Origin of the sequence: Mycolicibacterium boenickei, assembly GCF_010731295.1 — a bacterium.
Taxonomy (GTDB): domain Bacteria; phylum Actinomycetota; class Actinomycetes; order Mycobacteriales; family Mycobacteriaceae; genus Mycobacterium; species Mycobacterium boenickei.
This window is the reverse complement of the sequence record NZ_AP022579.1, coordinates 558,431-580,566: the sequence shown is the minus strand read 5'-3', so window position 1 is coordinate 580,566 and position 22,136 is coordinate 558,431. Positions and strand designations below refer to the sequence as shown.

At 68.2% G+C, this 22,136-nt stretch carries 23 protein-coding genes and 1 riboswitch; of the genes, 13 read left to right on the top strand and 10 right to left on the bottom strand.

Translation table 11 applies throughout. The annotated features are described in order from the left end of the window. Positions 1 to 5: 5 nt before the first annotated feature. Positions 6 to 132, top strand: a riboswitch (cobalamin riboswitch). 40 nt (positions 133 to 172) lie between these two features. From G6N57_RS02545 to G6N57_RS02530, 4 genes are read left to right on the top strand one after another with little or no spacing between them, the layout of a single operon-like run. After that, entirely contained in the window at positions 173 to 1,144 is a 972-nt protein-coding gene (locus tag G6N57_RS02545; RefSeq protein WP_077741644.1) for an ABC transporter substrate-binding protein, read from the top strand. Next, positions 1,144 to 2,160, top strand: coding sequence for a FecCD family ABC transporter permease (locus G6N57_RS02540; RefSeq protein ID WP_077738755.1), 1,017 nt, complete (start codon positions 1,144 to 1,146; stop codon positions 2,158 to 2,160). Before G6N57_RS02545 ends, G6N57_RS02540 begins: the two co-directional genes overlap by 1 nt. Continuing rightward, positions 2,157 to 2,942, top strand: a complete 786-nt coding sequence (locus G6N57_RS02535; RefSeq protein ID WP_077738756.1) for an ABC transporter ATP-binding protein — start codon at positions 2,157 to 2,159, stop codon at positions 2,940 to 2,942. The genes G6N57_RS02540 and G6N57_RS02535 overlap by 4 nt, the downstream gene beginning before the upstream one ends. Continuing rightward, entirely contained in the window at positions 2,939 to 3,592 is a 654-nt protein-coding gene (locus G6N57_RS02530; RefSeq protein WP_077738757.1) for a (2Fe-2S)-binding protein, read from the top strand. The genes G6N57_RS02535 and G6N57_RS02530 overlap by 4 nt, the downstream gene beginning before the upstream one ends. Here the strand turns inward: G6N57_RS02530 and G6N57_RS02525 are convergent. The 4 genes from G6N57_RS02525 to bluB form a co-directional block, all read right to left on the bottom strand. Beyond that, positions 3,586 to 4,302 carry a TIGR03943 family putative permease subunit gene (locus G6N57_RS02525; protein WP_077738758.1) on the bottom strand — a complete coding sequence of 239 codons (717 nt, stop codon included), beginning with the start codon at positions 4,300 to 4,302 and terminating at the stop codon, positions 3,586 to 3,588. The two genes, G6N57_RS02530 and G6N57_RS02525, sit on opposite strands and share 7 nt — an antisense overlap. Then, on the bottom strand, positions 4,299 to 5,258 hold the full coding sequence (locus tag G6N57_RS02520; RefSeq protein WP_077738759.1) for a permease: 960 nt from the start codon (positions 5,256 to 5,258) through the stop codon (positions 4,299 to 4,301). Before G6N57_RS02520 ends, G6N57_RS02525 begins: the two co-directional genes overlap by 4 nt. A 67-nt stretch (positions 5,259 to 5,325) precedes the next feature. Next, positions 5,326 to 6,087, bottom strand: a complete 762-nt coding sequence (locus G6N57_RS02515) for a LamB/YcsF family protein (RefSeq protein ID WP_077738760.1) — start codon at positions 6,085 to 6,087, stop codon at positions 5,326 to 5,328. Positions 6,088 to 6,096: 9 nt separating this feature from the next. Next, positions 6,097 to 6,756, bottom strand: coding sequence for a 5,6-dimethylbenzimidazole synthase (gene bluB, locus G6N57_RS02510; protein ID WP_077738761.1), 660 nt, complete (start codon positions 6,754 to 6,756; stop codon positions 6,097 to 6,099). 81 nt (positions 6,757 to 6,837) lie between these two features. Here bluB and G6N57_RS02505 point away from each other — a divergent pair, with 81 nt between their 5' ends. Continuing rightward, positions 6,838 to 7,950, top strand: coding sequence for a hypothetical protein (locus G6N57_RS02505; protein WP_077738762.1), 1,113 nt, complete (start codon positions 6,838 to 6,840; stop codon positions 7,948 to 7,950). 27 nt (positions 7,951 to 7,977) lie between these two features. Next, positions 7,978 to 9,135 carry a zinc metallochaperone AztD gene (aztD, locus tag G6N57_RS02500; protein ID WP_077738763.1) on the top strand — a complete coding sequence of 386 codons (1,158 nt, stop codon included), beginning with the start codon at positions 7,978 to 7,980 and terminating at the stop codon, positions 9,133 to 9,135. A 79-nt stretch (positions 9,136 to 9,214) separates the two neighbouring features. Here aztD and G6N57_RS02495 read toward each other — a convergent pair whose 3' ends face one another. Beyond that, positions 9,215 to 10,345 (bottom strand): GTP-binding protein, encoded by a 1,131-nt coding sequence (locus tag G6N57_RS02495; protein WP_077738764.1) that lies wholly within the window; start codon positions 10,343 to 10,345, stop codon positions 9,215 to 9,217. Between the two features lie 60 nt (positions 10,346 to 10,405). Between G6N57_RS02495 and G6N57_RS02490 the strand changes: the two genes are divergently transcribed. Genes G6N57_RS02490 through G6N57_RS02475 form a run of 4 tightly spaced genes read left to right on the top strand, consistent with a single transcriptional unit; the run spans position 10,406 to position 14,167 of the window. After that, entirely contained in the window at positions 10,406 to 11,398 is a 993-nt protein-coding gene (locus tag G6N57_RS02490; RefSeq protein WP_077738765.1) for a metal ABC transporter solute-binding protein, Zn/Mn family, read from the top strand. Beyond that, positions 11,398 to 12,174, top strand: coding sequence for a metal ABC transporter ATP-binding protein (locus G6N57_RS02485; RefSeq protein ID WP_077738766.1), 777 nt, complete (start codon positions 11,398 to 11,400; stop codon positions 12,172 to 12,174). The genes G6N57_RS02490 and G6N57_RS02485 overlap by 1 nt, the downstream gene beginning before the upstream one ends. Then, positions 12,174 to 13,055, top strand: a complete 882-nt coding sequence (locus tag G6N57_RS02480; protein ID WP_077738767.1) for a metal ABC transporter permease — start codon at positions 12,174 to 12,176, stop codon at positions 13,053 to 13,055. The genes G6N57_RS02485 and G6N57_RS02480 overlap by 1 nt, the downstream gene beginning before the upstream one ends. 11 nt (positions 13,056 to 13,066) lie before the next feature. Next, positions 13,067 to 14,167: an Rv3575c family transcriptional regulator gene (locus G6N57_RS02475; protein ID WP_036442393.1), complete on the top strand. Its 1,101-nt coding sequence runs from the start codon at positions 13,067 to 13,069 to the stop codon at positions 14,165 to 14,167. Positions 14,168 to 14,246: 79 nt separating this feature from the next. On the opposite strand, the gene otsB is transcribed toward G6N57_RS02475, so the two are convergent. Both otsB and kstR read right to left on the bottom strand, forming a co-directional pair. After that, positions 14,247 to 14,990: a trehalose-phosphatase gene (gene otsB / locus G6N57_RS02470; protein WP_077738768.1), complete on the bottom strand. Its 744-nt coding sequence runs from the start codon at positions 14,988 to 14,990 to the stop codon at positions 14,247 to 14,249. A gap of 3 nt (positions 14,991 to 14,993) precedes the next feature. Next, positions 14,994 to 15,671, bottom strand: a complete 678-nt coding sequence (gene kstR / locus G6N57_RS02465) for a cholesterol catabolism transcriptional regulator KstR (RefSeq protein ID WP_075920695.1) — start codon at positions 15,669 to 15,671, stop codon at positions 14,994 to 14,996. Between the two features lie 201 nt (positions 15,672 to 15,872). On the opposite strand from kstR, the gene G6N57_RS02460 reads away from it, so the two are divergent. Continuing rightward, complete coding sequence (locus G6N57_RS02460) at positions 15,873 to 18,002, top strand: acyl-CoA dehydrogenase family protein (protein WP_077738769.1); 2,130 nt, start codon at positions 15,873 to 15,875, stop codon at positions 18,000 to 18,002. On the opposite strand, the gene G6N57_RS02455 is transcribed toward G6N57_RS02460, so the two are convergent. Next, a complete protein-coding gene (locus G6N57_RS02455) occupies positions 17,999 to 18,613 on the bottom strand; it encodes a TetR/AcrR family transcriptional regulator (protein ID WP_077738770.1) in 615 nt (204 codons plus the stop codon). The two genes, G6N57_RS02460 and G6N57_RS02455, sit on opposite strands and share 4 nt — an antisense overlap. 60 nt (positions 18,614 to 18,673) lie before the next feature. Here G6N57_RS02455 and G6N57_RS02450 point away from each other — a divergent pair, with 60 nt between their 5' ends. After that, positions 18,674 to 19,189, top strand: coding sequence for an Rv1443c family protein (locus G6N57_RS02450; protein WP_077738771.1), 516 nt, complete (start codon positions 18,674 to 18,676; stop codon positions 19,187 to 19,189). On the opposite strand, the gene G6N57_RS02445 is transcribed toward G6N57_RS02450, so the two are convergent. Together G6N57_RS02445 and G6N57_RS02440 are read right to left on the bottom strand one after the other, a co-directional pair. Continuing rightward, positions 19,118 to 19,687, bottom strand: a complete 570-nt coding sequence (locus G6N57_RS02445; RefSeq protein WP_077741645.1) for a hypothetical protein — start codon at positions 19,685 to 19,687, stop codon at positions 19,118 to 19,120. The two genes, G6N57_RS02450 and G6N57_RS02445, sit on opposite strands and share 72 nt — an antisense overlap. A gap of 28 nt (positions 19,688 to 19,715) precedes the next feature. Next, on the bottom strand, positions 19,716 to 20,774 hold the full coding sequence (locus tag G6N57_RS02440) for a ferredoxin--NADP reductase (protein ID WP_077738772.1): 1,059 nt from the start codon (positions 20,772 to 20,774) through the stop codon (positions 19,716 to 19,718). A gap of 168 nt (positions 20,775 to 20,942) precedes the next feature. Here G6N57_RS02440 and hsaA point away from each other — a divergent pair, with 168 nt between their 5' ends. Then, positions 20,943 to 22,133: a 3-hydroxy-9,10-secoandrosta-1,3,5(10)-triene-9,17-dione monooxygenase oxygenase subunit gene (gene hsaA / locus G6N57_RS02435; protein WP_077738773.1), complete on the top strand. Its 1,191-nt coding sequence runs from the start codon at positions 20,943 to 20,945 to the stop codon at positions 22,131 to 22,133. Positions 22,134 to 22,136 lie beyond the last annotated feature (3 nt).

Genomic DNA, 22,136 nt, shown 5'->3' with positions numbered 1-22,136 from the left:
ATTCGAGGCGATAGGGCGACTGCGGATCGTGGAAGCCGGTGTGAATCCGGCGCGGTCCCGCCACTGTGATCGACCGATCAGCCTCCGCTGAGGAGTCGAGAGCCAGATACGCACCGCAGTCGCCACCTCGCACGTACTGGGGCGGATCTCCCCGGAGAGGATGGGTACGCCCATGGCTGCTCGTTGGCTGATCGCCGGACTCGCGTCGGCGCTACTGGTCTCGGGGTGCGCCTCGACCGCGACGCCCGAGACCGAGGGCGACGCTCCACCGGGATTCCCGGTCACCGTGGACAATTGCGGCGTCAGCAGCACCTATGACCGCCCGCCCGCCCGCGCGGTCGCACTCAACCAGCACGCGATCGAGACGCTGCTGGCGCTGGGACTCGAAAGATCCATGGTCGGCACGTCCTACCTCGACGACCAGATCCTGCCCGAGTACCGGGCCGCCTACGACGCCGTTCCCGTGCTGGCCAAGGAATACCCGTCCTACGAATCGTTACTGGCCGTCGAACCTGATTTCGTGTACGGCGGCTGGGACAGCGCGTTCGACGAGAAAGAGGGCCGCAGCAGGCAACGCCTGGCCGATGCCGGAGTGCACACCTACCTCAACATCGAGGATTGCCGGCCCGAGCCGGTCACGATGTCCACCGTGGATGACGAAATCCGCAACATCGGAACGATATTCGGGGTCGCGGACCGGGCCGGACAGCAGATCGAGAAGCTGCACCGTGAACTCGCGGATTCGGCGGACAGGCTGCGCGGGGTCCAGCCGTTACGGGTCGCGGTCTACGACAGCGGCGAGGCGACCGTGTTCACTTCGGGCGGCAAGGGCATAGGCAACCTGATGATCGAGGCCGCCGGCGGGGTCAACGTGTTCGCCGATGTCCCCAAGGTGTGGGGCGACGTGTCCTTCGAGCAGTTCGCCGAGCGGGAGCCCGAGGTCATCGTGATCTATGACTACGGAGACCAGCCGGTCGCCGAGAAAAAGCGGTTCCTGACCGAACATCCTCTGCTGCAGCATGTTCCGGCAGTCGCTCAGCAGCGGTTCGCGGTGCTCCCGTTGTCCTCGGTGGTGGTCGGCGTGCGGGTGGGCCGGGCGGTGGACGCGCTGGCCCGGCAGCTGCACCCGGACCGGTTCGTGTGATGCCCTACCGGTTCACCCTCGCCGCGCTGGCCGGGCTGTTGCTCGCGGCGATGACCGCCGGGGTGGCAATCGGTTCGGTGTCGATCCCGCCGGGCCAGGTGTGGGCCATCGTGATACACGCTGTCCACCCGGGCCTGGTCGAGCAGAGTTGGCCTGCGGTAAGGGAATCCATCGTGCTCGACGCCCGGCTGCCCCGCGTCGTGCTGGGCGCCGTGGTGGGCGCCGGCCTGGCGGCATGCGGGATGGCGCTGCAGGCAGTGGTGCGCAACCCGCTCGCCGATCCGATGCTGCTGGGTGTCTCCTCCGGGGCATCGGTCGGGGCCGTGGTGATCCTGGTGTTCGGCGCCGGTGCGCTTCAGGTGGTCACCGTGCCGCTGGCGGCCTTCCTCGGAGCCTTCCTCGCCCTCGTCGCGGTGTACTTCCTGGCCCGCTCGGGTGGGCGGATGACGACGGCGCGGTTGATCCTGGCCGGCGTCGCGGTGGCCGAAGTGCTGTCCGCGGTGGCCAGTCTGCTCATCGTCACCTCCGACGATCCGCACAAGACGCAGGCCGCCGTGCGGTGGATGCTCGGCGGCCTGGGCGGTGCCACCTGGCGCATGGTCTGGGTGCCCGCGGTGGCGGTCCTCGTCGGTGTGGTGGTGCTGCTGGCTTTCACCCGGTCGCTGAACCTGCTCTACACCGGGGAGGAGGCTGCCGCTTCACTCGGGCTGGATGTGCACCGGTTCCGGGCCGGGATGTTCGTCGTCGTGGCGCTGATGGTCGGGGCCATGGTCGCGGTCAGCGGCACCATCGGGTTCGTCGGACTGATCATGCCGCACGTGGTGCGCCTGCTGGTCGGTGCCGATCATCGCCGGGCGCTGCCCGCCGCGGCCTTGCTGGGCGCGGCGTTCCTGGTGGTGTGCGACATCGTGGCCCGGACCGTGGCCGCGCCGGAGGAGCTGCCGGTGGGGATCCTGACCGCGCTCGCCGGCGGGCCGTTCTTCCTGTGGTTGATGCGGCGAAAGGCCGTGACGTGACGGCGGCCGTGGAATTCGATGCGGTCTCGGTGTCGCTGCGCGGCAGACCGTTGATCGCCGACGTGTCGTTGTCGGTCGTCCCGGGTGAGATGCTGGCCGTCGTGGGTCCCAACGGCGCGGGCAAGACCACGCTGCTGCGCACGTTGTACCGGGCGCAGCGGCCGAGTACCGGGCAGGTCCTGGTCGACGGCATCGACGTGTGGAAGCTGCCGGGTAAGCGGGCCGCACGCCGGGTCGCGGCGGTATTACAGGAAGCCACCGGTGATTTCGAGCTCACCGTGTTCGACATGGTGGCGATGGGGCGCACCCCCTACAAGCGGTCCTTCGAGGCCGACAACGTCGAAGACCGGGAGATCATCGACGCGGCGTTGACGGCGCTGGACATCGCCGAGCTGAGCGGGACCGGCTACGGCAGGCTGTCGGGAGGGCAGAAGCAACGCGTGCTGATCGCCCGGGCGCTGGCGCAGCGGACCGACGTGATCGTGCTCGACGAGCCCACCAACCATCTCGATCTGCGTCATCAACACGAGGCCCTGCAGCTGCTGCGGGAGACCGGTGCCACCGTGGTCGCGGCGTTGCACGACCTGAATCTCGCTGCGGCCTACTGCGATCGGATCTGCGTCCTTGCCGACGGCGGGCTGGTCGCGGTCGGGGCGCCGGCCGACGTCCTGACCGAGCGCTTGCTGGCCGAGGTGTACGGGGTCGAGGCGCGGATCACCTCTGACCCCGATACCGGAAGCCCGCAGGTCACCGTTCCTGCCAAGGTGGTGGCGAGGCGATGAACATCGACCCGCAACTGCGCGAGATCGCCTTGTACGGAGGCTTCTTCGCGATCGCCTTCGGTGGCGATCCGACTGACTGGGTTCCGGTGCAACGCTGTTACGAGCAGGGCTGCGCCGACCTCGTCGACGCGACCGCCGCGCGAAACCGCACCACGGATCTGCGCATCGGCGCGTCTCTGGTCCAGTTCAGTCATGCCTCGCGGTTGTGGTCACCGCTGCTGGCATGTGCCCTGCGATACGGCGTGCTGCCCGACCTCGCGGATCTGCAACGCCATGCCACCAGTACCGAACTCCGGTTACCGGTCCCGGTGGGCACACCCGTCGACGGCCCACTGCCACAGCGGTTGTACCGGAGCGTGATCACCGAGCACCTCGAGCCGCTGGCCGCCGGCTTGCGGGTCAAGATGGCACCACGGTTGCTGTACGGCAACGCCGCTGCCGCTCTGGTGGCGGCGGCCCATGAGCTCGCCAGGGTGCGACCGGAGTTGGCCGACGACGCCCGCGATCTCACCGAATCGCTGTTGGCGACCGGGGACCTGGTCGGCACCGGCTACCTGCGCGGCCTCACGTTCCGCCGGCGCAGCTGTTGCCTGTACTACCGGGTCCCCGGCGGATCGAAATGCGGTGATTGCGGGCTCACGCGTCAGTAGGCGTACGGACGTGCCGGGGGTTCGGTGCGGGTCACGCTCAGGGCTGTCATCGTCGGAATGGAGCGCCGGCTCGAATCGCTCTGTCCCGCCGGGATCGTGCCCACCACCTTGATCCAGGTGTTGTCCGGATAGCCGGCCACCTGGGCCGCCGCAGGCCCGGAGAGGCGAATGCGGGCCAGCTGAGCGTCGGCCGCGCAGCAGATGATCACCACCCGAGCCAGGTCGCTGCGGTCACCGTCGCGCATGGTGAACCCGGTGACGGTGATCGTGCGGTTGTCCAGGGTGCCCGCGGAGTCCTGGGCCACGCGAATCAGCGCTTGGGGCAGCGAGATCTCCGGAGCCGGGCCGTCGGGCAGCGGCGGAAACGGCCGGCGCAGCACATCGGTCGACACCTCGGTCACTGACGCGGCATCGGGACGAATCGCCGGAGGCACCACGAACGCCAGCAGTGCGATCGGGATGAGCAGGAGCCACGCGATGCCGGGGGAGTGCGGATGGTCGTGAGCTTCGTCCGGTCCGTCCTCGCGGCGGCCGTGTCGGATGTCGCGCACGATCGCGGCGAGGGCCAGCGCGATGAGCAAGATCGCGGTCGCGGCGAGGTAGGGCAGCAGGCCCGGTTTGACGTAGCGGGTGTAGGCACCGCTGATGGTGATGAGCGCGGTGCTGACCCCGATCAGCAGCAGCAGCGCGTTCTCGGTCTCGCGGCTCACTGCGGCCCCAGGATCAGCAGGCCGACGGCGGTCGCCACCAGTGTCGCGACCACGAACGTGGCGGGGGCGAACCGGACGGCGAACGCGCGGCCGAACATTCCGGCCTGCATCGCGAACAGCTTGATGTCGACGGCTGGTCCGACCACCAGGAACACCAACCGGGGCAGCAGCGGCAGCATGGTCAGGCTGGCCGCGACGAACGCATCCGCTTCCGAACACAACGCCAGCACCACAGCGAGCATCGCCATGACGAGCACTCCGAGTACGAGCTGCCCCGCCAGATGTTCGTACACCCAGGGTGGAACCAGTACGTGCAGGGCGGCCGCGGCGGCGGCGCCGACGACCAGATATGAGGCCGCCGAGAGGAAGTCGTGGCGGGCGGCTTCGGTGAACACTGACCACCGCGAACCTTCGTCGTGATGCGGCTTGGGCAGGCGGCGGGTGATCCACTCGGGGCTGCCGAACCGGGCCCAGAGCGCTCCCATGATCAGCGCGGTGAACAGTGACGCGGCGCAGCGGGCGGCGACCATCTGCGGATGGCCGGGGAACGCGACGGCGGTCGCCACCAGCACGACGGGATTGATGGCCGGTGCCGCGAGCATGAAGGTCAATGCGGCTGCCCCCACGGTGCCGTCCTCGGCATCGTCGCCGAACAGCCTGCGTGCCACCGGCACCGAACCGCATTCACAGCCGGGTAGCGCCGCACCGCCCACACCGGCGGCCAGGATCGCCACGCCCCGGCGTCTCGGCAGCCAGCGGGCGAGCCGGTCGGGCGTGACGAAGACCGCGATCAGCCCGCTGATCACCACGCCGAGTGCCAGAAAGGGCAGGGCCTGGACGAACACACCGCAGAACACGGTGGCCGCTGTCGCCACGTCGGGGGTGTTCTCGACGAAGGCCTGCAGCGTGGTGCCGGCCAAGGCCAACGCAATGACACCGACCACCAGCACTTGCATGGAACTCGGCCGCCAACGCCTCACCGCCGGGTTTGCCACCACGCGGCCATCATGCCAGGCGAACCTGTCAGCAGAAGGGGCTCGGCGCGATCCCCTCGGCGACCAGGCGGTCGCGCACCGCCGTCGCGATCTCCACCGCGCCCGGCGAATCTCCGTGTACGCAAACCGATTCCACTGTCACCGGAATGACGGATCCGTCCACCGCGGTGACCTGTCCCGCCATCACCATGCCTGCCACCCGCTCGGCGATCTCGGAAGCGTCGTGCAGCACGGCGCCGGGTTCGCGGCGGGACACCAGCGTGCCGTTGGCCTGGTAGGCGCGGTCCGCGAAGGCCTCGGCCACGGTGCGCAGCCCGCGCCGCGCCGCCTCTTCGAAGAACACGGAACCGGACAGGCCGAGCACGGGCAGCCCGGCGTCCACGGCCGCTACCGCGGCTGCGACGGCGGCGGCCTGCTCGGGATGGCCGACGATTGTGTTGTACAGCGCGCCATGGGGTTTCACGTAGCTCACCGCGGTGCCCGCGGCTTGGGCGATCCCCTGCAGGGCGCCGATCTGGTAGATCACGTCGGCGGTCAGATCCTCGGGGGTGACGTCGATGAAGCGTCTGCCGAAACCGGCCAGATCCCGGTAGCTCACCTGGGCGCCGACGCGTACGCCCCCTGCCGCGGCCTCGCGGCAGGTGCGCAGCAGCAGTGCCGGGTCCCCGGCGTGGAAGCCGCAGGCCACATTGGCGCTGGTGACCAGCCTGAGCATGGCCTCGTCGTCACCGAGCTTCCACGCGCCGAAGCTCTCACCGAGGTCGGCATTGAGATCCACGGAGGCGGCCACCCGACCAGCCTAAGGCGATGCCTCCGCCGGCCACTCGTTCTCCGCCACGAATTCGGGCAGCGGGCGACCGACGGTCCAGTGCTCGATCTCCAGCACCGGCCGGTCCGGGAACTCGGGAACCGGACCCAGGCACAGGATCGCCACGGGCTCGGCATCGTCGGGCATGCCCATCAGCTCGGCGAGCGGCGCCGGCTGGAAGATCGACACCCAACCCATGCCGAGCCCTTCGGCGCGCGCGGCCAGCCACATGTTCTGGATGGCGCAGGACACCGAGGCCAGGTCCATCTGCGGGAGGGTGCGGCGGCCGAAGATGTGCCGGTCGCGGTTCTCGCCCAGGGCGACGACGAACAGTTCGGCGCAGTTGAGGATGCCTTCCACCTTCAGGGCCAGGAACTCGTCGCCGCGAACCCCGAGCGCGTCGGCGGTGTGGATGCGCTCCTGGTCGACCAGGGCGTGGATCTTGCCGCGCAGCGCGTCGTCGGTGATCCGGATGAACCGCCACGGCTGCATCAGGCCGACGCTCGGCGCCGCGTGGGCGGCCTGCAGCAGCCGGCCGAGGACCTCTGGCGGCACTGTGCTGCCGGGGACGAATCGGCGCATGTCGCGACGTTCGGCGATGGCCCGGTAGACGGCGCGGCGCTCGTCGGGGTTGAAGGCGTGCTCAGACACGGACCGAGCTTATGTGGGCCCTCGGGGGCGCCGGACACCGACCTTATTGAAAATGAATGTCATTAATGATAAGAGTTTGGGGTGCTGAACTGGGCCCGGGCGATAGCGCTCGTCGGTGTGTTGTCGGCCGGTTGCTCGGCGACCCCCGATCCCCGGCCGTCGGCGGCGCCTCGGGAATCCGGGCGGCCCGTGACGCGCCTGGTCCTGGTGGAGCGCCAGACGGGTGCGGCTGCGGTGTTCGACGTCGCCGATGCGGCCGAGACCGGTCTCGGACGGTTCGGTCGTGTCGACGCCGTGAGTGGCGACGGCCGATATGCCTACCTGCGCGAGGAGGCCGGCCTGACGATCCTCGACGGCGGGGCGTGGACGTATGACCACGGCGATCACTCGCATTACTACGTCGTGCCGCCGGCGGTGGTGGGCCGGATCGACGGCCGGGTGGCCGCGGTGCGCGGCGATGGGGCGTCGACCGTCGTGCTCCGCGGAGACGGCGCGGTCGAATCGCTGAACCGGGAGGCCTTCCCCCGCGAGGACCCGTCCGCGGCGACCGTGCCGGGAGCGGACCATGCAAGGGCCGCAGTGGCATTCGGCAAGGACTTGTTGACGGTGACCGAGCCCGGACTGGTCAGGCACGGCGCCGGGCAGGCCACGGTCCTCGGACACTGCCCCGAGGTCACCGGTGCGGCGGTATTGCGCCGGACAGCGGTGCTCGGGTGTCGCGACGGCGCACTGCGGATCTCCCGGCGCGGCGGGGCACTCGTGGCCGAAGATATCCCGTTCGGAGCATCTCGGCCCTCAATGCCGTTGGGTCCCTTCGGATACCGCAGGACCGGTAACTCCGTGGCCGCGGTGGCCGGTGACGAGGTGTGGCTGCTCAACGGCCGCCGCTGGGCATCGATGCGGCTTCCCGGCGTGGTCGCCGTGAACACCGCCGATGCCACCACCGTGCTGGCCCTGACCCGAGACGGCGTCCTGCACGCGCTCGATGTGGCGGCAGGTGCGAACATCGGCCGCATCGCCCTGCTCGCCGCTCCGGTCGGCACGCCGGTGATCGAGGTGGGTGCCGGGCGGGCCTACGTCAACGACTCAACGGCAAGGGCAGTGCACGAAATCGACTACGCGGACGGCTTGCGGGTGGTGCGCACGCACCGCACGGAAGTCACCCCGGATCACCTGGCAGCCGCGGGCTGGTGATTCCCCAACATGCAAGAAGGAGAACGAATGCCGAAGTCCATGAAGGTCCTGCTGGTCAGTGCGCTCGCGGTGGCGCTGACCGGTTGTGGGGGTGGCGAGACGCCGCCGGCGGCGCGGGAGCCGATACCCGATCCGCTGGTGGTCACCTATGACGGTGGGTTGTATGTGTTGGACGGCAACACCTTGCAGGTCAAAGCCGACGTGCCGCTGGAGGGATTCCTGCGGGTCAACCCCGCCGGTGACGACACGCATGTGATGGTGACCACCGATCAGGGTTTCCGCCTGCTCGACGCGTCGGCCGGTGAGCTGACCGACACCACCTTCATGGCCGACGAGCCCGGTCACGTTGTCGCCCACGGCGAGCACACCGTGCTGTTCGCCGACGGCTCCGGTGAGATCACCGTGCTCGACCCACACGAGCTCGCGGCCTCTGTACCGCGGATGCGAGGTATGAAGGCACCGCAGCCGCATCACGGCGTCGCCGTGGTTCTCGATGACGGGAGCTGGGTACGCAGCGAAGGCAATTCCGACGAGCGCAGCGGCGCAGTCGCATTCGACGCCTCGGATCGGGAGATCGCTCGCAGTGCCGAGTGCCCCGGCATACACGGAGAAACGGTCGTGGAGGCCTCCACTTTGGTTTTCGGCTGTGAGAACGGCGCGTTGACCTTCTCCGACGGCGCCTTCACCAAGGTCGCCGCCCCGGACCAATACGGCCGGGTGGGAACCGTTCGCGGGCACCAGGACTCACCGGTGGCGCTGGGCGACTACAAGGTCGACCCCGATGCCGAGCTGGAGCGGCCCAACCGGTTCGCCCTCGTCGACACCGCAACCGACCAACTGCGTCTGGTGTCGCTCCCGCAGGCGGTCAGCTACTCGTTCCGGTCGCTGGCGCGGGGGCCGCACGCCGAAGGCCTCATCCTCGGTACGGACGGCAATCTCCACGTCATCGATCCGGCATCTGGGCGCACCCTCAAGACGATCGCGGTGGTCGCGCCGTGGACCGAACCCGAGGACTGGCAGCAGCCCCGGCCGAGCGTGTTCGCCCGCGGCCACGACGTCTTCGTCACCGACCCGGCCACCAGGCAGATTCACGCCGTCGATGTCGAATCCGGCGAGAAAGGCGCGTCGGTGACGCTCGATCAGGCGCCCAATGAGCTCAGCGGAACCGTGGGCCACGAGCACTGAGTGTCGTGGTCGGGTGGCCACTTATGACACGCGTATGACCAAATTGCGTGTCATAAGTGGCCTTTCGGCGTCAAGCCGCTCAATGCGAGTGCGTGACGTTCCACGCCGGTAGCGGATCGGGATAGCCCATCCACGCCGGCTCGCCCTCGGCCAGTTCGGTATCCGTCAGCAGGGCTGAGCGCAGAAGTGCGTCGATTGCCTCCCGATCGAGCTTGATCCCGATGAACACGATCTCCTGACCCGGTGCGATCTCTGTGCCCGACCAGTACTGAGCCGGCTCGATCACCAGGTTCGGGCCGGCCTGGGACCAGATGGCGGCGATCGTCGGGCGGCTGGCGATCCAGCAGAATCCCTTGCTGCGCAACACCCTTGTCACCTGACCGAGCGCGTCGCCGAGGCGCTGGGGGTGAAACGGCCGGTCGGAGCGGAAGGTCATCGAGCTGATGCCGTACTCCTCGGTCTCGGGTGTGTGTCCGTCGGCGATCTCCTCGTCCCAGCCCGGGGTCTGGGCGGCGGCTTCCGGGTCGAACAGTCCGGTGCCCAGCACCTCGCCGATGTCGACGACGCCGTGGTCGGTCCGGATCAGCTTGGCGGTCGGATTCAGTCTGCGTAGCAGTGTTTGGACGGTGTCGAGGGTCGCCGGGCTCACCAGGTCGGTCTTGTTGAGCAGGATGACGTCGGCGAACTCCACCTGATCGGTGAGCAGGTCGGCGATGCTGCGGGCATCCCCCTCGCCGGCGGCCAGATCCCGCTCGGCCAGCGCTTCGCCCCGGGCCAACTCGGTCAGAAACGTCGACGCGTCGACGACGGTGACCAGCGTGTCCAACCGGGCCAGGTCGCCCAGGCTGAAGCCGTCCTCGAATTCCCAGCTGAATGTCGCGGCGACCGGCATGGGCTCGGAGATGCCTGTCGACTCGATCACCAACTGGTCGAACCGGTTCTGCCGAGCCAGCGCGCCGACCGCCTCCACCAGGTCCTCGCGCAGGGTGCAGCAGATGCAGCCGTTGGTCAGCTCGACGAGCTTCTCCTCGGTGCGATCGAGGTGCCCTTGCCCCGCGATGAGCGCCGCGTCGATGTTGATCTCGCTCATGTCGTTGACGATCACCGCCACTCGTCTGCCGTCCCGGTTGGCCAGGATGTGGTTCAAGAGAGTGGTCTTGCCGGCGCCGAGGAAGCCGGACAGGACGGTTACGGGCAGCAGGTCGGACATCGGGACACTCCTTAATGAAAACGATTTTCAATAAATCATCATCCGGACGTGCATCCGCTAATGCAAACGGTTATCGTTATCGCCGTGCTCCTGCCCCTGAATCTCCGTGCCGCGGCCACCGCGTTGCTGCTGGCCACACCGTTCGCCCTCGCCGCCTGCGGCGCCGATGAGGCCCAACCGGCCGAGTCCGCAGGGAACTGCGTGACCACACCGGTCAACGTGGTCGTCAGCGTCGACCAGTGGGGCGACATCGTGTCCGCACTGGGCGGAGACTGCGCGAAGGTGACCACGGTGCTGGCCGGCTCGTCGGTCGACCCGCACGACTTCGAGCCGTCGCCTGCGGATGCGGCCAAGTTCCAGGGCGCGCAGTTGGTGGTGATCAACGGAGGGCACTACGACGAGTGGGCGGCCAAGCTGGCGCAGAGCACCGCACCGAATGCCGTCGTCGTCTCTGCCGTCGGAACCGGCGATGACGATCATGACCACGGTGACGGGGACGGCGGCCATGCCCACGAACACTCGAACAACCCGCACGCCTGGTACAACCCGGAAGCGGTGACCGGTGTCGCCGACACGGTGACCGAGGAACTGGGGCAGCTGGCTCCCGATGCGCGCGATTACTTCGCGCAGCGCCGCGCCGAGTTCAACACTTCGATGCAGCCCTATCAACAGCTGATCGCCGACATCAAGGCAAAGGCTTCCGGCAAGCGCTACGCCGCGACCGAGGCCGTGTTCGACGACATGGCCGCCGCAGTCGGCCTGGTCAACGCGACCCCGGCGGGCTATCAGGCTGCCGCGTCCAACGAGGCCGACCCGTCGCCGGCCGACCTCGACGCGTTCCTGCGCCTGCTCGCCGACCACGGTGCCGACGTGCTGATCTACAACACCCAGACCGAGGGTTCGCTGCCCAAACAGATCCGGGCTGCCGCCGAGGGCGCGGGTATTCCGGTGGTCGATGTCACCGAAACGGTGGCGCCGGGAGCGGATTCGTTCGAGGCTTGGCAGGTGAACCAATTGACGGCGCTCGCCAAAGCGCTCGGAATACAGGTCTAGTGCCCGGCAGTGCGGACCCGCCTGCCCTCGTCTTCGACGATGTCAGCGCCGTGCGCGGGGGACGGCTCATCTGGTCGGAGGGCACCTTCGAGATCCCGGCCGGCGGCATCGTCGCACTGATCGGCTCCAACGGGTCGGGCAAGTCCACGATGCTGCAGGTCATCCTTGGCCTGCTGCCCGCGGCGTCGGGATCGGTGCGGGTGCTCGGTGGCGCACCGGGTGAGCACAACGACCTGATCGGCTACGTCCCGCAGGATTACGCGGCGGGTGCGGGGGAGGCCATCCGGGCCCGCGGTGCGGTGACCCTCGGCCTCACCGGTCGCAGGTGGGGTTTCACCCGGACGTCGGCCGCCGACCGGGCCCGCGTCGACGAGGCCCTGGCGTCGGTCGAGGCCACCGGGTTCGCGACCATGCGACTCTCGGAACTGTCCGGCGGCCAACGGCAGCGCATCGCGCTGGCCAATGCCCTTGTCGGACATCCGAGGATGCTGATCCTCGACGAACCGCTGGCCGCCCTCGACCTGCGCAACCAGCACGAGATCGTGCAGTTGCTGGCCCGGCTCAACCAGGACCTGGGCGTGACGATTCTTGTTGTCGCCCATGACCTCAACCCACTGCTTAGCGTGCTCGACAGCGCCATCTATCTGCTCGACGGACACGCTCACCACGCGGCCATCGACGAGGTGGTCGATGCCGAGTTGCTGACCCACCTGTACGGGACCAAGGTGCAGGTGGCCCACACCCCACTGGGGCAGATGTACATGAGGAGTGGGTGATGTCGGCGGGTCTGCTGGCGCAGGGCACGTTCGCCCAAAGCACTCTGGCACTGGGCTACCAGCACAACTGGTGGCAGATCCTGACCTCGGCGTTCATGCGCAACGCATTGATCGGCGGCACGCTGGTGGCGTTGGCGGCCGGGCTGATCGGCTATTTCGTCATCGTGCGCAATACCGCGTTCGCCGCCCATGCACTGGCCCACATCGGTCTGCCCGGCGCCACCGGTGCGGCGCTGCTCGGGCTTCCGGTCGGGTTGGGTCTTGGCGCGTTCTGCGTCGGCGGAGCCCTCGTGATCGGGGCACTGGGCAGTCGGGCCCACGATCGCGAGGTCGCCACCGGCACGGTGCTGGCCCTGGCCACCGGCTTCGGCCTGTTCTTCAACTCGCTGGCGACCAAGAATTCGTCCACGCTGACCAACGTCTTGTTCGGCAACCTGCTGGCCATCACGCATCAGCAATTGCTGACCTTCACCGCGCTGCTGCTCGTGCTGGCCGCCACCGTCGTATTCGTTTTCCGCCCACTGCTGTTCGCCTCGGTCAACGCGCAGGTGGCCGAGGCCAAGGGGATACCGGTGCGCGTGTTGTCGGTGCTGTTCATGGTTCTGCTGGGGATCGCGGTGACGATGGCGGTGCTCGCCGTGGGCACGCTGCTGTTGTTCGCGCTCGTCGTCACCCCGGCCGCGACGGCGATCATGGTGACGGCCCGGCCGGTTCTCGCGATGACGATCTCGACCGGGATCAGCGTGGTTTCGGTGTGGGCCGGGCTGGCGGTATCGGCGATCTTCAACATGCCGCCGAGCTTCGTGATCGTCACGATCGCGTGCGGGATCTGGCTGGCGGTGTGGACGGTTGACCGGGTGAGGAATTCGGTCATCCACTAGCCTCGGAAAGCATGCCAAGGAGTCCCCACCCGCCCCGGCGGGCCACCCTGGCTTCGTTGGCGGCCGAACTGAAGGTCTCTCGGACCACGATCTCCAACGCCTACAACCGTCCCGATCAGTTGTCCGCGGAGCTTCGCGACCGGATCTTCGATGCGGCCAAGCGGTTGGGCTATGCCGGACCGGATCCGGTGGCACGTTCCCTGCGCACCCGTAAGGCCGGCGCCGTCGGGTTGATCATCACCGAGCCGCTCAACTACTCGTTCAGTGATCCAGCAGCATTGGATTTCGTTGCCGGACTTGCCGAATCCTGCGAGGCGGTGGGGCAGGGGCTGTTGCTGGTGGCGATCGGGCCCAACCGCAGTTTCGAGGACGGTTCGGCGGCGGTGCTCGCGGCGGGTGTCGACGGATTCGTGGTGTATTCGGCCTCGGACGACGATCCGTATCTGCCGGTGGTGCGTCAGCGTCACCTGCCGGTCGTGGTGGTGGATCAGCCGAAAGACGTGCCTGGGGTGTCGCGGGTCAGCATCGATGATCGCGGCGGGATGCGTCGGCTGGCCGAGCATGTGCTCGAGCTGGGCCATCGCGACATCGGCCTGCTGACCATGCGGCTGGGCCGGGACTGGCCGCATGACGGCACGAAACCCGCACTGGCAGACCCGGATCGGGTGTTGTCTCCGCATTTCCACGTGCAGCGGGAACGGATCCACGGGGTGTACGACGCGATGACGGCTGCCGGCCTGGCGCCGGACACGCTGACGGTGGTGGAGAGCTACGACCACCTGCCGACCTCCGGTGGTGCGGCTGCCGAGGTGGCGCTGGAAGCCAATCCCCGCATCACTGCGCTGATGTGCACCGCCGACGTGCTGGCCTTGTCGGCCATGGATTATCTGCGTTCGCGCGGCATCTACGTGCCGGGGGAGATGACGGTGACCGGTTTCGACGGGGTGCCGGAAGCATTGCGCCGCGGCCTGTCCACGGTGGTGCAGTCGAGCGTGGCCAAGGGGCGGCGGGCGGGCGAGTTGCTGCACAATCCGCCGCGGGACGGGCTGCCCGTCATCGAGGTACTCGATACCGAGGTGGTGCGCGGCCGGACGTCGGGCCCGCCGGCCTAGCTCCTCTCACCCATTCCGCCGAAACGGTATTCCGGCAGGCCGTTACTCGCATTTCTTCTGCTGGAATACCGTTTCGGCGTCAGCGGCGCGCGTCCAACAGGTACTTCAGCGCTGCCACAACGTCTTCGGGCTCGTCGACCCGATATCCGGCGAGCGTCTCGCCGGGCCCCACCTTGACGCCGACATCGCCGTCGCGCAGTCGGCGGAACGCCTTCTCGTCGGTGACGTCGTCGCCGAAGTAGATCACTGCCGACGCCCGGTGCTTGTCGCGCAGGATGTCGATCGCCTCACCTTTGTCGGTGGTGATCACCGCGAACTCGAGCACGGCTTTGCCCTTGGTCAGCTGCGCATCCCAGGCTCGGGCGGACTGAAGTGCCTGCGCGGACGCGGCTTCGGCGTCGGCAGGTTCGGCGTTGCGCACGTGCAGGGCCACGCTCGCGGGTTTGACTTCGACGGTCACCCCGGGCCGGGCCGCGGCGATCGTGGTCAGTTCTGCCGCGATCCGGTCGAGCAGGGCGCGATCGATGGGGTGGGCGAAGCCGGAGTCGAACTCGGCGCCGTGGCTGCCGACCATGTGCACGGCCGCGGGCATGCCGGACAGGTCCCGCAGTACCTCCAGCGCGCGGCCGGAGATCAGGGCGGTCGAGGTGTCCGGACGTTGAGCCAGCGCCACCAGCGCCTCCGCACCTTCGCGCAGCGGGCGCGCGTCGGCCGGGTTGTTGACGATCGGGGCCAGGGTGCCGTCGAAATCGGAGGTTATGAGCAGGCGTGGGGCCTGCGCGGCCCGGTTCAGTGCGTCCTGGAGATCGACGGGAAGGCTCACCCGCTAGATCTTAGGTTTGTCCTCGGCGCCGATGAGCAGCCGCACGGCCAGGTCCAGTCGCTTGCTGACGTCGGTGGCCGAGGCCCGCCGGGTCAGCCAGGCCAGCAGGTTCGACAGCCACACATCCGAGATGACCCGGGCGATGTGGTACTGGTCCTCGGTCGGTTCGCCGTCGCTCATGGCCCGGGCGAACATCGAGTCCATCAGCTTGCCGACGTGGTCGACCTCGCCCGCGGCGGATGCGTCGGCGAAGACGAACGCCCGCGTCATGGCCTCGGTGAGCAGCGGGTTGCGCTGCATGGCCCGGTTCAGCTTGCCCACCATGAAGCTCAGCCGCTGGTAGGGGGTACCGCCGGAGAGGGCGGCCCGGTCGGTCTTGGCGTCGATGCGCTCGAACTCGCGGCCGAGTGCGGACACCAGCAGGTGGACCTTGGAGGGGAAGTAGCGGTAGAGCGTGCCGACGGCGACATCGGCGCGTTCGGCCACGGCCCGCATCTGGACGGCCTCGTAGCCGCCCTTGGAGGCGATGGCCAGGGTGGCGTCGAGGATGCGCTTGCGGCGCTCCCGCTGTGCTTCTGAGCCGAGTTCGGATTCGGCGAGTACGGCCACGTTCAGGACCTCACGCGGTCGGGTGTCCGACCCGGACGATTCGCTGCCTGTCTGCTGTGGTGCGCTGGACATGCGGTATGTGGCCCCCTCTCGGCGCGTACCTCATGGAAAACGATACGCACGGCGAACTCCTTCTACGCACCTCCGCGCCGGTAAACACACGGACGTGTCCTGCTGTGATGCGGGTCGACTTGACGGTCGAACACTGTCACCATTAGAACACGTTCTAGTGGGAAGCACGGACTTCTCGCGTTAGGGGCTAGGAGGTCCACCATGTCCGGCGCGTCTGCGACCATCACTGACGAGCAGTTTGCCGCCCGTGACCTGGTAAGGAGCTGGGCTGGTGCCAACGACACCGCTGCGGCGGTCCGAGCCGGTGAAACTGATGCCGACGCCTGGCGCGCACCGTTTCAGGGTCTCGCTGAACTAGGGATCTTCAGCGTCGCGGTCCCCGAGGAGCAGGGTGGCGCCGGCGGCACGGTCGAGGATCTGTGCGCGATGGTCGACGAGGCCGCCGCGGCGCTGGTGCCCGGTCCGGTGGCCACCACGGCGCTGGCCACCCTGATCGTGACCGATGAGGCTGTGCTGGAGGCTCTGGTCTCCGGCGAGCGGACCGCTGGTGCGGCGCTGGATGCCGACCTGACGCTCGACGGTGAGAAGGTCTCGGGCACCGCCGAGTATGTCCTGGGCGCGGACGCCGCGGGCGTGCTGTTGCTGCCCGCCGGGGACCGCGTGATTCTGGTCGACGCGGGTGCCGCCGGGGTGAGCATCGAACTGCTCACCGCCACCGACTTCTCGCTGCCGCTGGCCCGGGTCGTGTTCGATTCGGCGCCGGCTCAGGTGCTCGACGTGTCGAGGCAGCGGTTCGAGGACATCACTGGCGCCGTGCTGGCCGCCGAGGCCGCCGGCCTGGCGCGCTGGACCCTGCAGACCGCCACCGAATACGCCAAGGTGCGTGAGCAGTTCGGCAAGCCGATCGGCAGCTTCCAGGCCGTCAAGCACATGTGTGCCGAGATGCTGCTGCGCTCCGAGCAGATCTCGGTGTCGGCGGCCGATGCGGCGCGCGCGGTCTCGGAATCCGATGACTCCCAGCTGTCGATCGCCGCCGCGGTGGCGGCCGCCGCGGGCGTGGATGCGGCCGAGGACAACGCCAAGGACTGCATCCAGGTGCTCGGTGGTATCGGCATCACGTGGGAGCACGAGGCACATCTGTACTTGCGTCGCGCATACGGGATTTCGCATGCGCTCGGTGGCCGGCGCCGGTGGATCCGTCGCGTCTCGGCGCTGACCCAGCAGGGCGTGCGTCGTGAATTGCGTATCGACCTCGAGTCGGTGGCCGGGCTGCGTCCGGAGATCAGTGCCGCGGTCGCCGAGGTGGCCGCGTTGCCGGTGGAGAAGCGGCAGGTGGCGCTGGCCGAGTCCGGTCTGCTGGCCCCGCACTGGCCACGTCCGTACGGCCGCAACGCATCTCCGGCCGAACAGCTGCTGATCGATCAGGAGCTGGCCGCGGCCGAGGTGGAACGCCCGGATCTGGTGATCGGCTGGTGGGCGGTGCCGACCATCCTGGAGCACGGCAGCCCGGAGCAGATCGACCAGTTCGTGCCGGCCACGCTGCGCGGTGATCTGGCCTGGTGCCAGCTGTTCTCGGAGCCGGGTGCCGGCTCGGACCTGGCCGCGCTGCGCATGAAAGCTGTTCGCGCAGAAGGCCCGAACGGTGAGCCGGGTTGGAAGCTGACCGGGCAGAAGGTGTGGACCTCTGCGGCGCAGAAGGCGCACTGGGGGGTGTGCCTGGCGCGTACCGACGCCGACGCTCCGAAGCACAAGGGGATCACCTACTTCCTGATCGACATGAAGACGCCGGGCATCGTGATCCGCCCGCTGCGCGAGATCACCGGTGACGAACTGTTCAACGAGGTGTTCTTCGACGACGTCTTCGTGCCCGACGAGATGGTGGTCGGCACCGTCAATGACGGATGGCGGCTGGCCCGCACCACGCTGGCCAACGAGCGCGTGGCGATGGCAGGCGGTACGGCGCTGGGCAACCCGATGGAGGAGCTGCTGCGCACCCTCGGCGCGAAGCCGGATGTCGACCCGGCCGATCTGGATCGCCTCGGCGGGCTGATCCTGACGGCCCAGGTGGGCTCACTGCTGGATCAGCGGATCGCCCAGCTGGCGGTCAGCGGTCAGGACACCGGTGCGCAGGCCAGCGCCCGCAAGCTGATCGGGGTGCGCTACCGCCAGACGCTGGCGGAGTTCCGGCTCGAACTGTCCGACGGCGGTGGTGTGGTGCGCAACCGGGAGGTGCACGACTTCCTCAACACCCGCTGCCTGACGATCGCCGGTGGGACGGAGCAGATCCTGCTGACCGTCGCCGGCGAGCGCCTGCTCGGCCTGCCGCGCTAACCCCGCAGGTACCCCGCCAGCATCGTCACGATGCCGTCCTCGAGCTGGTCGGCATCGGCGGGCTGGTCGCACGCCAGCAACCGGTGGGTCAGGGATTCGACGGTCGCGACCACCATGCGCGCCGCGAATGCGGTGTCGGCAACCGTCACGTCGGAATGGCTGTCCAGCAAGGCTTTTGCCGCGCTCACCGCGTCCGCTTCGGCGTGATGCAACCGGTCCAGCAAGCCGGGTGATCGCGGTGCTTCTTCGAACAGCACCCGGTGCAGGCGGGTGTCGTCGCGGTGGTTGTCGATGGTCGCCCGGACGAACAGCCGGAGCAGGTCTTCGAGTGTCTCGGGCAGACCTGCGGAAGCGCGCTCGCGCAGCAGCGCGGTACCGGCGTCGACATGTGCGTCGGTGAGCGCCGACAGGATCGCGTCTTTGTTCGGGAAGTACTGATACAGCGAGCCGATCGACAGCTCCGCCGCTGCCGCGATGCGGTTGGTGGTCCCTGCGGCATACCCGTATTCGGCGAAAACGCGAGCCGCGGCGTCGAGGATGGCCTGCCGGGTCTCGACGGAGCGCTGTTGTCTGGGCTGCTTACGTGCCCGGAACCGGTCGGTCGGGGTCATCCTCACCTCCGCACGAAAAGCGAGTAGTCAGCCGATGCGAGGCTCACGAAAATTGGTGACATGCAGCGCATCCACGTTGAGACGATTCTGCCCGCCGATACCGAACGAATGTGGCAGGCCATGCAGCAGGTGCCGACGTTTCTCTACGTCTGCCGCGGACTGTTCGGCGTGCCGGCCCTGTCCGGCCGTACCGAGCCGTTCCAGGCCGGGGACCGGGGCACGGGTTGGCTGTTCGCCTTCCACGTGATCCCGGCCTACCGGCACACCATCGAGGTGCTCGATGTCGACGACAGTGCTCGCACGATCCGCACCCATGAGTACGGCGGAGTGCTGCGATCGTGGGATCACATGCTGCACGTGGAACCGGTCACCGATCACTCGTGCCGGTACAGCGACACCGTCGAGATCGATGCCGGCCGACTCACTTCCGCTGTGGTGTTGCTGGCCCGCGGGATCTACGCGTACCGGCACCGCCGGTGGCGCAGGCTCGTGGACCGCCACATGTCAGAACCCCGTCTGGGTGCAGGCGGTCGGAGTGGTCAGGTTGACGCCACCGAACACCACCTGGATGACTGAGCAGATGATGAACTGGTCCTTGGTGTTCGGCTGACCGGTCCGCCACTCGGTCGGGGTCGACACGCCCTCGATCCGGAAGCGTTCGATGGGCCCGCCGCCGAAGTAGGTCGCCGAGATCTCGACCTTGTTCGTCGAGCGGTACAGCTTCGACAGCACGTTGTCGTGGTTGGAGCCCTTGATCTCCCGGGGCATTCCGGCCGGGGCGCTGTAGGAGGCCTCCTGCCAGGTGTCCTTGTTCGTGCTGCGCAGGGTGATGGTCTGACGGGCCCACGCGTCGCCCGGGAACCCGATCTGGCCGTCCGGTGTCAGCAGGTTGGCCTGGGTGTTGAACGTGCACTGGGTGCCCGCGCAGTCCGCGCTGACGTGCATCTCGATGTCGCCCTGTGGGCTGGGGATCGAGGTGACGGCCGAGTTCGCGGCCGCAGGGGCCGACGCGGGGAACGTCAGCGCCGCCGCGGTCAGCACTGCTGCCGCGCTCGCTGCGGAGAGCCTGTTGATCGTCATCGTCAAGAAAGGTATCCGCTCGTTACTCGTCGTAGGTGACTTCGACCGAATCCGAGACCGGCGTGGCCTGGCATCCCAGGATCAGGCCCTCCTCGAGGTCGGAGGGTTCGAGCACGTCGTTGATCTTCATCTCGACGTCTCCGGACTTCTTGAGCACCGCGCATGCGCCGCAATGGCCCTCGCGGCAGGAGAACGGTGCGTCCAGGCCCTTGTCCAGCAACACGTCGAGCAGCGTGGCCGAACGTGGCCAGCGGACCTCGTGGGTGGTGCCGTCGAGGGTGACGACGGCGGTGGCCGGTCCCTGGTCGCTGTCATCTTCTTCGATCACCACGGCGGCGAACGGGTCCGAGTCGAGTGACTTGAACACCTCGATGTGGATGCGCTCGTCGGCGGCACCGGCCTGCTGCAGCGCCTGCTCGGCCGCGGCCATGAACGGTCCGGGCCCGCAGATGAAGGCCTCGCGGGAGGCGTAGGGCGCGACCAGTCCGGCCAGCGCGGCGGGGCTGGGCAGCCCCTGCACCGTCTCCAGCCAGTGCACGACGGTGAACCGGTCGGGGTACTTGGCGGCCAGCTCGCGCAGGGTGGCGCCGAAGATGACGGAGTTCTCGTCGCGGTTGGCGTAGACGAGGACGACGTTGCCGCTGCCCTCGGCGAGCGCGGACTTGCAGATCGCCATCATCGGCGTGATGCCGCTGCCCGCGGCCAGCAGCAGGAAGTCGGTGTCGAGATCCTTGGGCACGAACGTCCCGGACGGGGCCAGCACGTGCATGCGCATCCCGGCGTGTGCGTTGTCGCACAGCCAGTTCGACGCGTAGCCGTCGGCGGTGCGCTTGACCGTGACGGTCAGCTGATCGTCGGTCACCGGCGAGCTGGACAGCGAGTAGCAACGGGCCACCGAGCCGGTGCGATCGCTCGGCACCCGCAGGGTCAGGAATTGGCCCGGGGCGTAGCGCAACCGGTCGGCAGGGATGTCCGAACCTTCGGGAACGCTGAACACCAGAGACCGCGCGTCGGCTGTCTCCTCGATGACCGCGCTCACCTGCAGTTCGAGCACATGGCTGCCCAGTGGCTCATCAGTCACGGCTGGCCCCTCTCTTCACTCATAACTAGAACAGGTTACAAAAACATACTTGCCCAGGTCCAGCCGCTCATTGCAACCCGCTACTCGACACAAATCGTAACGTGTTCTAATCTCTGTCTAGGCGGTCAGCTCGCGCTCATCGCAGTCCGATTCTTGGGAGGCATTTCCGTGACATCCATTGAACAGCGTGACGTGCAGGCAGTTCTGGCCGGCATCGATGAACTGCTGCCGACACTGCGTGAGCGCGCTCAGGAGACCGAGGATCTGCGCAAGCTGCCGGACGCGAACGTCAAGGCGCTGGAAGACATCGGTTTCTTCAAGCTTCTGCAACCCGAGCAGTGGGGCGGTCTGCAGTGCGACCCGACGGTGTTCTACGAGGCGGTCCGGCGGTTGGCCAGCGCTTGCGGTTCCACCGGCTGGGTGGCCGGCATCATCGGCGTCCACAACTGGCACCTGGCGCTGTTCGACCAGCAGGCCCAGGAAGACGTCTGGGGCGAGGACACCGCGGTTCGGATCTCCTCCTCCTACGCGCCGATGGGTGCGGGCACCGTGACCGAGGCCGGCGACGGCTACATCGTCAACGGCGCCTGGAACTGGTCCTCGGGTTGCGACCACGCCACCTGGGCCTTCCTCGGCGGCCCGGTCATCAAGGACGGCCGGCCGGTCGACTTCGGCAGCTTCCTGATCCCGATCAGCGACTACAAGATCGACGACGTGTGGAACGTCGTCGGCCTGCGCGGCACCGGCAGTAACACCGTCGTGGTCAAGGACGCGTTCGTGCCCAAGCACCGCTTCCTGTCCTACAAGGCGATGAACGACGGCACCGCAGGCGGCTACCGGACCAACACCGCCCCGGTCTACAAGATGCCTTGGGGCACAATCCATCCCACCACCATCTCGACCCCGATCGTGGGCATGGCCTACGGCGCTTACGACGCCCACGTCGAGCACCAGGGCAAGCGTGTCCGCGCGGCGTTCGCCGGCGAGAAGGCCAAGGACGATCCGTTCGCCAAGATCCGGATCGCCGAGGCGGCCAGCGACATCGACGCCGCCTGGCGCCAGCTGTCGGGCAATGTCGCCGACGAGTACGCGCTGCTGGTCGCCGGTGAGGAGATCCCGTTCGAGCTGCGGGCCCGCGCCCGTCGCGATCAGGTGCGTGCCACCGGCCGCGCGATCGCCTCGATCGACCGTCTCTTCGAGGCCTCGGGTGCCACCGCGCTGTCCAACGACGCTCCGGTGCAGCGGTTCTGGCGTGATGCGCACGCCGGCCGGGTGCACGCCGCCAACGATCCCGAGCGCGCCTACCTGATCTTCGGCAACAACGAGTTCGGCCTGCCCCCGGCCGACACGATGGTCTGATCG